The sequence below is a fragment of the Polaribacter litoreus genome (assembly GCF_054584775.1).
In genome coordinates this window covers 76,105-89,742 of the sequence record NZ_JBTLRD010000006.1, presented here as the reverse complement: position 1 = coordinate 89,742, position 13,638 = coordinate 76,105, and the positions used below count along the sequence as shown (strand labels likewise).

The 13,638-nt window shown below is 31.6% G+C and carries 9 protein-coding genes; all 9 read right to left on the bottom strand.

The window, feature by feature from the left end; genetic code table 11:
• On the bottom strand, nucleotides 1-798 hold the full coding sequence (locus ACW9UN_RS06705) for a M23 family metallopeptidase (RefSeq protein ID WP_459485089.1): 798 nt from the start codon (nucleotides 796-798) through the stop codon (nucleotides 1-3).
• 18 nt (nucleotides 799-816) lie between these two features.
• Nucleotides 817-2,142: a M28 family peptidase gene (locus tag ACW9UN_RS06700; RefSeq protein ID WP_459485086.1), complete on the bottom strand. Its 1,326-nt coding sequence runs from the start codon at nucleotides 2,140-2,142 to the stop codon at nucleotides 817-819.
• A gap of 4 nt (nucleotides 2,143-2,146) precedes the next feature.
• The gene (locus tag ACW9UN_RS06695; RefSeq protein WP_459485084.1) at nucleotides 2,147-3,481 is read right to left on the bottom strand and encodes a hypothetical protein; all 1,335 of its coding nucleotides are present in this window, start codon (nucleotides 3,479-3,481) and stop codon (nucleotides 2,147-2,149) included.
• A 102-nt stretch (nucleotides 3,482-3,583) separates the two neighbouring features.
• A complete protein-coding gene (locus tag ACW9UN_RS06690; protein ID WP_459485083.1) occupies nucleotides 3,584-3,925 on the bottom strand; it encodes a DUF6249 domain-containing protein in 342 nt (113 codons plus the stop codon).
• Between the two features lie 183 nt (nucleotides 3,926-4,108).
• Entirely contained in the window at nucleotides 4,109-6,532 is a 2,424-nt protein-coding gene (locus ACW9UN_RS06685; protein ID WP_459485081.1) for a zinc-dependent metalloprotease, read from the bottom strand.
• A 240-nt stretch (nucleotides 6,533-6,772) separates the two neighbouring features.
• Nucleotides 6,773-7,747: a M20/M25/M40 family metallo-hydrolase gene (locus tag ACW9UN_RS06680; protein ID WP_459485079.1), complete on the bottom strand. Its 975-nt coding sequence runs from the start codon at nucleotides 7,745-7,747 to the stop codon at nucleotides 6,773-6,775.
• 337 nt (nucleotides 7,748-8,084) lie between these two features.
• The gene (locus tag ACW9UN_RS06675; protein ID WP_459485078.1) at nucleotides 8,085-9,893 is read right to left on the bottom strand and encodes an acyl-CoA dehydrogenase FadE; all 1,809 of its coding nucleotides are present in this window, start codon (nucleotides 9,891-9,893) and stop codon (nucleotides 8,085-8,087) included.
• A 23-nt stretch (nucleotides 9,894-9,916) separates the two neighbouring features.
• The gene (locus ACW9UN_RS06670) at nucleotides 9,917-11,107 is read right to left on the bottom strand and encodes an acetyl-CoA C-acyltransferase (RefSeq protein ID WP_459485076.1); all 1,191 of its coding nucleotides are present in this window, start codon (nucleotides 11,105-11,107) and stop codon (nucleotides 9,917-9,919) included.
• A 122-nt stretch (nucleotides 11,108-11,229) separates the two neighbouring features.
• Entirely contained in the window at nucleotides 11,230-13,635 is a 2,406-nt protein-coding gene (locus ACW9UN_RS06665; RefSeq protein WP_459485074.1) for a 3-hydroxyacyl-CoA dehydrogenase/enoyl-CoA hydratase family protein, read from the bottom strand.
• Nucleotides 13,636-13,638: the final 3 nt, after the last annotated feature.

Here is a 13,638-nt window from a genome sequence, read left to right as displayed (position 1 = left end):
TTAATTATTAAGCGCATATTTACCTTTTTTATATTTATGTGAAGGTATAGAATCTAAAATATATGGTATAGAAACAAACCCATTTATGGTTGGTTTAAATACCCCAAAATGCAAATGTGGTGCTGTAGAAAATCCTGTATTTCCAGAATAGCCAATTATTTGCCCCTTTTTTACAGAATCTTGTTTTTCTACAACAACACCATTTTGTTTTAAATGTACATATTGTGAAAAAGTACCATCTTTATGGAATAATAATATATAGTTGGCTTTATCGTAATATTTTTTACTTTTTCCTCCTTCATTAGAGTCTTCTTTAATATTCACAACAATACCATCGCGTATTGCACAAATAGGTTGCCCAACTTTCATTTTAAAATCTATTGCATACTTAGAAAAATTAGAATTATGGGAAAATTTACCAAAATGACCTTGCATTATTTTATAGCGTTTACCTTTACCAAAAGGTAAACCATAATTAAAAGTAGTATCATATTGTATAAACGGATAACTACCATATTTCATTCTAGGTTTGTAGTTTTTTAAAACCTTTAAAGTATCTAGTAAGCTATCTTTTAAAGTTAAAATTATTTTTTCTTCTAACGGATTTATATTAATTACAGTATCTAAAATATCTTTATTAAAAGTGATAAATGTTGGGCAAGAAAGTGGATTTTTTGCACTAACAATTAAAGTGTTTTTCTTTATTTTAAAATTGATGTAAGATGGTTTTATGATTTTTTCTTGTGCACTTTTACAAGCAAAAAACATCATAATTGCAAAACCCCAGTAAGATTTCATTAGAAAATAAATTTATAATTAACGAAACGCTTTATTCGGAAAAACAACAACACTTTCGTGTCCATTTTCACCTACAGCAGCAACTCCGAAAAAGTAATTATCAATAACAATACCATCTAAAGTAAATTCTGTAGTTTTTACATATCTAAAATTATCCCAAGTAGGAGAGGTTGTGTCTCTCCAATAAATCTTATACCCTTTAGCACCATCTACTTTACTCCATTTTAATTTAGCTGATGCTTGAACAATACCACCAATAGCAACTTCTTTTGGAGCTGTAGGAGCCCAAGCCAATGAAGCCAAATTTATTGCGTTAACCGCAGTTAATTTTTTAGCATAAGGAAAATTTACATGCTCAAAAGTATCACCATAATTAATACCATTTTCAGTTCTAATATCTTGATGTTGTTGTGTGTAATTTTCGTGCGCTTCCATAATTCTGATTCCAGCAAAACCTAAGTCGTTAAAAGGTCTATGATGTCCTCCACGTCCAAATCTATCTAATCTATAAATCATCATCGGATTCATTTCTGGCATATACGTTTTCGTAGTTTTATACACATATCTAGCCAATTGACGAGAAATACCATCAACCTCTCCACCATAAAAACGACGCATTCTGCGCTCTCTTTCGGTTTCGTTAGCTGGTACAGGTTCACTAAAAATTCTAAAAGCTCTATTATCAATTACACCATCTACGCCTTCGATATTTCCAATCATATCATTATTTAAAATACCAACAATATCCCAACCTTTTTCTTTCGCGTATTTTGCCAAACCAGCGCCACCAAAAAGCCCTTGTTCTTCACCAGATAAACCAACATAAACAATGCTACTTTCAAATTTATATTTACTTAAAACTCTTGCAGCTTCTATGGTTCCAGCCATTCCAGAAGCGTTGTCGTTTGCACCAGGAGCGTCTGTTTTAAAATCCATTGTGTTGCTTGCACGCGAATCAATATCACCACTCATAATAATATATTTATTTGGGTATTTTGTGCCTTTTTGAATGGCTACAACATTTACAACGTAAGCATCATGAGGAACTCTTTTTCCCATTTCTTTGGTTACCAAATCTTTTTGATAAAAAACGTTTAAACAATTGTTACAAGTGTTAGAAATTTTATCGAATTCAGATTTTATCCATCTTCTTGCAGCACCAATTCCGCGAGTATCAGAAATGGTATCTGAAAACGTATTTCGTGTACCAAATTCAGTTAAGGTTTTAACATCTGCTTTAATTCTATCTTCAGAAACAGCGTTGATAATATCATAAATTTTTTGATCGGTTTGAGAAAAAGTTATGCTTGTAACTAGTAAAAGTAATAGTGTAATGTTTTTCATTTGTTTATTTATTGAATTTCCAGAATGGTATTTGAACTACGTTTCGTAAAACGGTGTCTTTTTTGTTATTAATGTATTTTCTATTTATTTTTAAAAGGTGCTTACCTTCTTTTAAACTATCTATAGCAACATAAGTTTCAAAACCTAATTTTTTGTTTTTACTAGATGAAGCCACATAGTGGGTTTTATAATATGTGTCATTTATTTTAGTGAGGTATACCTCATTAAAAGTATAATAATAGGCTTTTCTTAAGCTATCTAATTGTCTAAAACTAATATCGTAATTGTTGTTAAAAACCACACCAGAACTTAAACCTCTTCTATCGTTTTTGGGCCTTAAACTTGGGTTATAATCAAATAATCGTTCTTCTAAATTATCATTAAAAACAATAAAAATTTTTAGATAATTATCTGTAATGACTTTAGATTGAATGGTTGCTCTGTTTATAAAATCGTTTTCTTTTAGAATTGAGTCTTCATAATTATTTGAGTTCGCTACAAATTCTGATGATCTTCTATCAATATTTAAATAGTTGGAATCTGTATATTTAAATGAACTTAGGTATAATATTCCAATATAAACAGGAACCAATATAAAACTTAAACGTTTACCAAACTTATTGTCTAAAAAGTTGTATACCAAAGGTCTGTATAAGAATGATAATGTTACGATATTGAATACCCTGTAAATAGGAAAGTAAATTTTGCTAGTCCATTTTTTACGTTTTAAAAACCCTTGTGTTATAAAATCTATAAAAGTGAAAAGCATTCCAACTAGGGTAATAAAAATAAGACCAATACCTATAAACTCAAATATATTTTCCCAAATGCCATCAAAATCATTATCTAAAAAGACTACTGTAATAACGAGTAAAGTAATTACACAGAGGAAACTTGCCAAAAAATAGAAGATAAACAAAAATGAAACAGCAAAAACAATACTACAATAATCTTCTAAAGTAGCGATATAGTTATCAAATGAGCCAATTTTTTTTTTGAGATATTTAGTAAATTTTGAGGAGTAATTTAGTTCTTCATAATCAATATCTCCAGAAACATAGCGCAAGCCTAGTGCTCCAATCCAAAGCCCTCTTAAAATTACATGAATTAAAAGATTTGCAATTAAAATCCAACAAGAAATAGATACTGCAAACCATACTAAACTTTCTGTTAAATGATTGTTATGCTGTGCAATTTTAAATTTTAAGTATAAATTATCTGTAGCAGAAAATAAACCCAAAATGGCAAAACCCGAAATTAGTAGTTCTAGTTGCCAACTTTCTTGCTGCAACTTATCTAAAAGTTCTTTAAAAGTTGAAGTTTGCTTTTCTTTTTGCATGTTAAAAAAGTTGCTTAAAGATACTAACTTTCTTAACTAGAAAAAAACCACTTTAATAAAAATTGAAATGGTTTTAATTTGATGATTAAAAGTGGTTAACTACTATTCGTCTAATTTTTTAGTGAGGTTAAAACCTATAAATAAACCCACACCAGCCATAAAAAAAATGGTTGCTGGGTAAACAGGATCACCTAAATTAGAATAGGTATCTAATATTGATGCTATAAAAACGCCTAAACCAATACCCATTGATAAAAGTGATAAGTTTAAGATAATAACTTTCCAAAAAGGAGCCGCGTTTTTAGAGGGTATTTTAACAAAAATACTTGCATCTGCACCTTTTTCAATCAAAGCCATTCTTTCTTTATTTCTTGTAGAAAAAAATAAATAAACGATTCCGAAAAGTGTTCCAAAAATTATAATTAATACAGCTATTTCTTCCATAATTTGTGATTTTTAAATTGTTTTTATTATTTGTTTATAGCTTTGACGAATATTTTTAAATTAAGGTTACATTTTTTTGAATAAAAATGATAATTTATTGATTTTAAATAAAAAAACATTCAATTATATTTGTAAGTAGTATAATTGAATGTTTTTTAAAATTTTAGAAAAAACTTTTATAAATTATTTAGGATTTAAGATCTGTTTAATTTTTGCCAAACAATCTCTATAATGATATTTTGTAATTCTGTTTACTTTTCTATTTTTAGCAATAGTTAACTGAAAGTTTAAAGCTTCTAGTTCGCCTCTAGCAATAGAAGATATGTCTGAATTTTTAGAATTTTTATCATTTAATAGCATTCCTAATCGATCTATATAAGATTTTTGAAGGTTTCGTCTAAACACATCTACATTTTTAGTATAATTTACCTCAGAGAAAATGCCATAACGTAAATCTCTCATCATATACAAAACATTGTATGTGTTAGAGTCTATAATTTCAGTATCAATCATTCTAGATAATCTTGATGAATTTAAAATAGAATATAACTGTCTGTTTTGTAAGTTTAACATTCTAGCTGTATATCCACTCTCATCAATATTGGCCAAAATTTCAGGTGTTAACAACCAATCTTGTGTTTTAAAAGCATTTTTTTGTAACCAAACCATTGCTTCTTTTTGTTTTTCTTTGGATACAGGTTGATATATCATGCCATTTTGAGTTGGTTTTTTATTGTATTCATAAACACCACCAATATTTCCTGATACATGTCCTATATATCTACTCCAAACCCCCAATAATTCGCCATATAATTCAGATAAATCTTCGTAATTATTGGTTTGATCTGATGTCCATTCTGGTAAATTTTTAGCTACTATTTTTAAGTTTTTTATTCCGTAAGTAGAGGCTTTTACTTGGTCGTTTCCTATACCTTCAGTTTGAGCAGATGGGTCAAAACGTTGCGCACCAAATCTATAAATAGGGTTATCTGCTTTATCTTCAATCCATTTGTCTAAGATTTTTACTTCGTTTTGAGGAGTTGTAGCCCCCTTAATTTTACGATATCCCCAATTAATGGCATAGTGATCATAAGGCCCAAGTTGGCGAATAAATCTAATGTTTTCATCACCTGGTTGTGCAACATAGTTATAACGAGCATAATCCATAATGGTGGCTGCAATTCCCATTTTCTGAGTAAATTTTCCAGAACGTAAAGAATCTACAGGATATGCAAAACTGGCAGCCATATTGTGTGGTAAACCTAATGCGTGGCCAACTTCATGCGAAATTACCATTCGCATCATTTCTCCAATTTCTTCATCGGGAGTATCTAGGGTTCTTGCAGACGGATTCGCAGCACCTGTTTCTAATAAATATCGGTTTCTGTAAGAACGTAAATGATTGTGATACCAAATAATATCACTTTCAATAATTTCTCCAGTTCTTGGGTCAGAAACACTAGGTCCTGTTGCATTTCTAGTTGTACTAGCTACATATCTTATAGAAGAATAGCGTACATCTTCCATACTAAATTCTGGATCTTCTTCTTTAGTGGGTGGGTATTTTGCCATAATTGCATTTTTAAAACCAGCAGTTTCAAAAACTTTAGCCCAATCATCTACACCTTGTTTTATGTATTTTCTTAATTTAACAGGTGTACCAGGATCTAGGTAGTATACAATTGGTTTTATAGGCTCTACTAATTCGCCACGATAGTATGCTTCTAAATCTTTAGGTTCTAAACGCCAACGTCTAATATATCTTTTATCGTCTGCTTTTAAGGCTTCAGAACTATAATCTACATTACCAATAGAAAAATAGCCCACTCTTTTGTCGTACAATCTAGGCATCATTTTATCTTCTGGCAATACTATCATAGATTGGTTTACACGAATTGTAATGGTATTTGTTCTAGTATTACTAGGTGGTTCATCTGCATCAAAAGTAAAATCTTGTACGACCTCAATATTTTTTGGATAACTTTTTATAGAGTTGATAAAGCTTCTTGAGGCATCTAACCTTCTTACTTTATACCTTTTTCGATAATATGATGGTAAAGCTGTAATTGCTTTTACATCTGATGAGAAAAATTTGGTAACATCAACTAAAACCGCTGTAGAATCTACATTTTGAGTTTTTATATCAAAAGCATAAATAATGGGTTCTAAGTTGTTTACTTTTACCGATTGATAAATAGGTAGCGAATCATTTGCGACAGCATTGTACGATTTTACTTTTAATAAGATTTTATTCTGAAATTTTTCCCAGACTATTACCTGCGTATTTATTTTAGATCCAGCATTTACATAGCCACCTCCCAAACCAGCGGGTATTTCTTTAATTCGGGTTACCAAGAGCATTTCTTTACCCAATTTATTTTTAGGAATTTCATATAAAAATGAACTCTTATTATGATGCACTTTAAAAAGACCGTCATCGGTTTTTGTTGCAGCTTTTACAAAGTCTGAGTATTTTGGTGTTTTACTCTTTTTGGCTTGTTTTGTAGGTTGTTCGGTTTTGTTTTTTTTTGATTTTTTCTTTTGAGCTTCTATTTCTGTAGGAATTACAAAAGTTAAAATCAATAAAAAGAGTAAGGTTTTTTTCATAATTATTGTGTAAAATCAGAATTTATGATTCGAAATTAAGAAAAACTTATATTTCTATCAATATTTACATTGTTAAAAAAAGAAAAGAGGCTATTTTAAAAGTACTAAAGCTTGTTATTTTAACCAATATGAAAAAATCTTATCAATTGTAAATCAATATAAGTTTTTCAACTTCAGTTAAAAAGATAGCTTCATAAACTTTTAAGACAACCTCTTATGATATTCTAAAACCAGGTTTAATTATTTGGCCAGTTCTTTATCAAAATTTTCTATAGCCTGAATAATAACTTTTACAGCTTCAATATAAAATGCTTCGTTTATAGTGCCATAAGTATCTGTATGTCTATGATAATCTTTATGGTCTGGTACCCCAAAATAAATGAAAGGAATTTTTTCTTTATGAAAAACTCTATGATCTGAAGAGAAAGTCCAGTCGGATTGTTCTTTATTTTCGGGGTCATCATGACCAAAAAGAAGCATAATTTTTTCTGAATAAATATCTTCTAAAGGGCTTCTTAAATTTGGGTGATGATACAGACCAGACGCAAATAACTCTGGATCATAATCGCTATGAGCAATCATATCTAAATTAATATTTAAGGCAATATTTGCTTTGTTGGTGTAATTTTTTAGAAAATATTCAGCTCCTAAAGAACCAATTTCTTCTGCATCTACAGCCGCAAAAATTAAATTATGTTGCGTTGGGTTTTCTTTAAAATATTCAGCTATTGTAAATAATGCAGCAGTTCCAGAAGCATTATCATCTGCACCATTATAAATTTTACCTTCTCTTACGCCTAAATGATCGTAATGTGCAGTAATTATAAAATCTTTATTTGTTTGTCCTTTAAGCAATGCAATAATATTGGCACCAGTAGCAGTTGTATCTGGTACGTTAGAGTAATCATCTAAAGGTTTGGGGGTTATCATTGGAAAAACTTCATGTCTAGCTTTGCCTTTAAATGTATGAGAAAACTCTTGAAGATAATTACTATTTACAGCAGGGCGAATGCCTAATTCTGCAAATTTACTAACAATAAATTCTTGAGCTTTTTTGCTTCCAGGTTTAGAAAAAGCTCTCCCTTGGTAAACATCGTCAGAGAGTGTTTTTATGTTTTCTAATAGCTCATCACTATTAATATTGATAGGTTTTGGTTTTTTACAGCTCCCTAGAATCATCAAAAAGGCAACAACCAAAAATAGCTTTAATTTCATAGTTGTAGTATTTTTTGTTAAAAAAATTGGGGAATCGAATTACAAATATAACAAAAAGACCATTAATTAAAATGGTCTTTTTTAACAAACAACTAAAACTTTAAAACTTTTTTAAGTTTTATGTGTAAAAAAATGGTGATTGGACTTATTTTAAATTAAAACTTAAAAACCTGAGTTCGGCTTAAGAGCAATTATTTATGAACTAGATTCTTATTTTATGATTTAAAAGTGAATGTCATTTTAACAGAAATGGAGAAATCTAGTCGAAACCTGAGATTTCTCCACTTAAAGTTCGTATGGCTAAATTTGGCCAAGAGAAGTTATATTTAAATCACATTTAAAAGCAATACTTATTTTCTGCTTTCAACTTTTCTGCAATTGTATTTCTTAACGCAATAACATTTGGGTAGTTTGCATATTTGGTAAAACGTTTTAATCCCATTAAAAGCATGCGTTGCTCATCTCCTTCAGCAAAAGAAACAATACCTTCTCTACCGTTTTTAGCAATAATTTCTACGGCATTGTATAAGTATAGTTTTGCCATAGCTATTTGGCCCTCTTGTGCATCTTCTCCAAAACGTTTTGCATTTTTTTCTGCACGTAATAAGGTAGATTCTGCCATGTATATTTCATTCAAAATTTCTGCAGCAGCTAATAATAATTGTTGATGTTGCTCTAAATCTGGTCCATATTTTTGAATGGCAGCACCAGCAACCATTAAAAAGACTTTCTTTAGTTTAGCAATCATTTCTTTTTCTTCTGCAAATAGTTCAGAATAATCTGGTGTATCAAAAGAAGGAATTCCCATTAATTCATCAGCAACAGCAGTAGCAGGGCCTAATAAATCTACATGACCTTTCATTGCTTTTTTAATTAACATACCTACAGAAAGCATTCTGTTTATTTCGTTTGTACCTTCGTAAATACGAGCAATTCTTGCATCTCTCCAAGCGGCTTCCATTGGTGTTTCTTCAGAAAAGCCCATTCCTCCAAAAATTTGGATCCCTTCATCTGCACATGCTTGTACATCTTCAGAAACAGTAACTTTTAAAATAGAACATTCAATTGCATATTCTTCTACACCTTTTAATTCTGCTTCTTGATGTGTATTCCCAGAAGCCATTCTCATGTTAATTCTATCTTCAATATCTTTTGCAGCTCTGTAACTAGCAGATTCACCAGCATAACAATTGGTAGCCATTTCAGCTAATTTGGCTTTTATAGCACCAAATTCTGCAATAGGCGTTTTAAATTGTTTACGCTCTGTTGCATATTGTAAAGCAGTTGTTAACACTCTTCTTTGAGAATCAATACAAGCAGCAGCCAATTTAATACGACCAACATTTAATGCGTTTACGGCAATTTTAAATCCACCACCTCTAACAGATAGCATATTTTCTATTGGTACAACAGTATCGTTAAAAAATACTTGTCTTGTGGATGATGCACGAATTCCTAGTTTATGCTCTTCTTCACCTAAAGTTATTCCATTTGGATTTGCTGCATCATACTCAACAATAAATCCAGTAATGTTTTTATCATCTTCTATACGTGCAAAAACGATCATCAAATTACAGAAACCTGCATTTGAGATCCACATTTTTTGCCCATTAATTTTGTATGATTTACCATCTTCTGTTAATTCAGCAGTAGTTTTACCAGAATTGGCATCAGAACCAGCACCTGGTTCCGTTAAACAATATGCGCCCATCCACTCACCAGAAGCTAATTTTGGTACATATTTTTGTTTTTGTTCTTCAGTTCCATACAATGTAATTGGCATTGTACCAATACCTGTATGTGCACCAAAAGCAGTACTTAAAGAACCATTTCCACTCGAAATATATTCGCAAGTAATCATAGTAGAAACAAAGCCCATTCCCATTCCTCCATATTCTTCAGGAACAGCAACACCTAAAAAGCCAAGTTCTCCAGCTTTTTTCATTACTTCTTCTGTTAATGCATAATCTTTAGCTTCAAAACGATCTCTATTTGCAACAATTTCTCTGTCTGTAAATTCACTTACAGCCTCTTTCATCATTGCTTGCTCTTCAGAAAAATCTTCTGGAGTAAATACATCTTCACAATTTGTTTCTTTAACTAGGAATTGTCCTCCTCTTAATATGTCTTTGTTTGTAGTTTCCATTTTAATGTTGTTTTTACGGATGATTAGTTTAAAAATTCAAAAATACCTGCAGCACCTTGTCCTGTTCCTACGCACATGGTAACCATTCCGTATTTATTATTCATTTCTCTTTTGCGCATTTCATCAAACAATTGCACAGATAATTTTGCCCCTGTACAACCTAAAGGATGACCTAATGCAATAGCTCCACCATTTACGTTGATGATATCAGGGTTTAAGCCTAACTCGCGAATTACAGCTAAAGATTGAGAAGCAAAAGCCTCATTTAACTCTATCAATTCAACATCATTTTGTTGTAAACCTGCTTGTTTTAATGCTTTCGGAATTGCAGCAACTGGGCCAATTCCCATAATTCTTGGAGGTACACCTGCAGCAGCATAACTTACCATTCTTGCTATAGGTTCTAGATTTAACTCTTTCACCATTTCTTCGCTCATCACCAAAGCAAAGGCAGCACCATCACTCATTTGAGATGAGTTACCAGCAGTTACACTTCCACCAGCTGCAAAAACAGGACGCAATCTTGCTAAACCTTCTATATTCGATCCTTTTCTAGGACCTTCGTCTTTATTAACTGTATATTTTTTGGTTGCTTTTTTACCTTTTGCATCAATAAAAGTTTGTTCTACTTCTATAGGTACAATTTGGTCTTGAAATCTGTTTTCTTCTAAAGCTCTTAATGCTTTTAAATGCGAGTTTAAAGCGAATTCATCTTGGTCTTTTCTAGATACATTAAATTCGTTGGCAACAGCTTCTGCTGTATTACCCATTCCCCAATAATATTCTTCATGACCAGCTGCAACTGTATCATAATTTAATTCGGGTTTAAAACCTGTCATTGGTACAGAGCTCATACTTTCTGCTCCACCTGCAATAATACAATCTGCCATTCCAGATTGAATTTTAGCAACAGCCATACCAATTGTTTCTAATCCAGAAGAACAAAAACGGTTTACAGTAACTCCAGGAACATCAACAATATCTAACCCCATTAAAGAGATTAAACGTGCCATATTTAAACCTTGAGCACCTTCTGGCATTGCATTACCAACAATTACATCATCAATTCTTTTTTTATCAAAATTAGGCAGTTCATTCATCATATATTGAATGGTTTCTGCAGCTAATTCGTCAGCTCTTTTAAATCTGAACAATCCTTTTGGTGCTTTACCAACTGCTGTTCTATATGCTTTTACTATATATGCTGTTTTCATAATCCTATCCCTAACCCTTTCCAAAGGAAAGGGAATTTGTCTGGGTTATTTTTTAAATTTTAAACTTCATTTTATAAATTCCTAATTTTAAGTCTTCCCTTTGGGAAGATTTAGATGGGATTTTAGTTACGTAAAGGTTTACCCGTTTTTAACATGTGCTGAATTCTTTCTAAAGTTTTACGTTCTGTACATAAACTTAAAAAAGCTTCGCGCTCAATATCTAATAAGTATTGTTCAGATACTTTTGTCGGTTCAGATAAATCTCCACCAGCCATAACGTAAGCCAATTTATTTGCAATTTTCTGATCGTGAGCAGAAATATAGTTACTTGCTTCCATAGAATCTGTACCTACTAAAAACATTCCTAATGCTTGTTTCCCTAACACTAAAACATCATTTCGTTTTACAGGCTGTGTGTAACCAGCATCTGCCATTAATAAGGCATGCTTTTTAGCTTGTGCAATTTGTCTGTCTTTATTAACAACAACTACATCTTTTCCTTTTTGTAATAAACCTAAATCGAAAGCTTCGTAAGCAGAAGTTGCAACTTTTGCCATACCAATGGTTAAGAAATGTTCTTGTAAAACATTCAATTGAACATCACCTTTATGAAACAAATCTGATGCTCTTAACGCCATTTCTTTAGAACCACCACCACCAGGAATTACACCAACTCCAAATTCTACCAAACCTATATAAGTTTCTGCTGCTGCAACAACTTTATCTGCATGTAGTGATATTTCGCAACCACCACCTAAAGCCATTCCATGAGGAGCAGAAATTGTAGGTATTGCAGAATAACGCATACGCATCATGGTATCTTGAAAATATTTAATGGCATAATTTAATTCATCATATTCTTGCTCTACAGCCATCATAAAAATCATACCAATATTGGCACCTACAGAAAAGTTTGCAGCTTGATTACCAATAATTAATCCTTGGTGATTTTTCTCTGCTAAATCAATTGCTTTATTAATTGCAGCTAAAACATCACCACCAATAGTATTCATTTTCGATTGGAATTCTAGATTTAAAATTCCATCTCCTAAATCTTCAATTACAGCTCCAGAGTTTTTCCAAACTTCGTTTGATTTTCTAATATTATCTAGAATGATAAAAGAATCCTGACCTGGTTTTTTAGTTTGAGATTTAGCAGGAATATCATAGAAATAAGTAGCACCTTCTTTAACAGAATAAAAAGAGGTAGAACCAGTAGCTAACATTTCTGTTACCCAAGTTGCAGGTTCATGTCCTTCTGCTTTCATTAATTCGATTCCTTTTTCTACACCAACAGCATCCCAAATTTCGAAAGGACCATTTTCCCAACCAAACCCAGCTTTCATGGCATCATCAATCTTATAAAGCTCATCAGAAATTTCTGGAATTCTATTTTGTACATAAGCAAACATTGCAGCAAAGTTCTTTCTGTAAAACTCGCCAGCTTTATCTTTACCACCTACTAAAACTTTAAATCGATCAATTGGTTTATCAATCGTTTTCGTAAGTTCTAAAGTGGCAAATTTTGCACGTTTTTTAGAACGATATTCTAAGGTGTCTAAGTCTAAGGTTAAGATTTCACTTTTACCATCAGCATTTTTTACTTTTTTGTAAAATCCTTGACCAGTTTTGCTTCCTAACCATTTGTTTTCCATCATTGTGTTGATGAAACCTGGCAATTTAAACAACTCATGCGCTTCATCATTAGGACAATTTTCATAAATACCATTAGCAACGTGTACCAAAGTATCTAGCCCAACAACATCTACAGTTCTAAATGTAGCCGATTTTGGACGACCAATTACAGGGCCTGTTAATTTATCTACTTCCTCTACAGTTAAACCTAATTCTTTTACTTGATGAAATAAAGATTGAATTCCGAAAATACCAATTCTATTTCCAATAAATGCAGGAGTATCTTTTGCTAAAACTGACGTTTTACCTAAAAACTTGTCACCATACATCATTAAGAAATCTGTAACTTCTTGTTTACAATTTGGTCCTGGAACAACTTCAAAAAGTTTTAAATATCTTGGTGGATTAAAAAAGTGAGTTACTGCAAAATGTTGCTGAAAATCTTCGCTTCTGCCTTCGTTCATAAATTGAATCGGAATTCCAGAAGTATTTGAAGAAATAATAGTACCAGGAGTTCTATATTTCTCTAATTTTTCGAAAACGATTTTTTTAATGTCTAATCGTTCTACAACAACTTCCATAATCCAATCTACATCTGCTACTTTTGCAATATCATCTTCTAAATTACCAGTAGTAATTCTACTTGCAAATTGTTGACTATAAATAGGAGATGGTTTCGATTTTAAAGAAGTGGCTAAAGCATCATTTACCAAACGATTACGAACTACTTTATCTTCTAATGTGAGTCCTTTTGCTTTTTCTTTGTCGTTTAATTCTCTTGGAACAATATCCAATAAAAGAACTTCAACACCAATATTAGCAAAGTGACATGCAATACCAGAACCCATAATTCCGGATCCTATGATTGCTACTTTTTTAATTCTTCTTGTCATTTG

Bases quoted from the DNA above. Each gene is read 5' to 3' on its own strand.
- ACW9UN_RS06680 (WP_459485079.1), bottom strand. From the start codon at position 7,747: ATGAAATTAAAGCTATTTTTGGTTGTTGCCTTTTTGATGATTCTAGGG.
- ACW9UN_RS06675 (WP_459485078.1), bottom strand. From the start codon at position 9,893: ATGGAAACTACAAACAAAGACATATTAAGAGGAGGACAATTCCTAGTT.
- ACW9UN_RS06665 (WP_459485074.1), bottom strand. From the start codon at position 13,635: ATGACAAGAAGAATTAAAAAAGTAGCAATCATAGGATCCGGAATTATG.
- ACW9UN_RS06685 (WP_459485081.1), bottom strand. From the start codon at position 6,532: ATGAAAAAAACCTTACTCTTTTTATTGATTTTAACTTTTGTAATTCCT.
- ACW9UN_RS06705 (WP_459485089.1), bottom strand. From the start codon at position 798: ATGAAATCTTACTGGGGTTTTGCAATTATGATGTTTTTTGCTTGTAAA.
- ACW9UN_RS06670 (WP_459485076.1), bottom strand. From the start codon at position 11,107: ATGAAAACAGCATATATAGTAAAAGCATATAGAACAGCAGTTGGTAAA.
- ACW9UN_RS06695 (WP_459485084.1), bottom strand. From the start codon at position 3,481: ATGCAAAAAGAAAAGCAAACTTCAACTTTTAAAGAACTTTTAGATAAG.
- ACW9UN_RS06690 (WP_459485083.1), bottom strand. From the start codon at position 3,925: ATGGAAGAAATAGCTGTATTAATTATAATTTTTGGAACACTTTTCGGA.
- ACW9UN_RS06700 (WP_459485086.1), bottom strand. From the start codon at position 2,142: ATGAAAAACATTACACTATTACTTTTACTAGTTACAAGCATAACTTTT.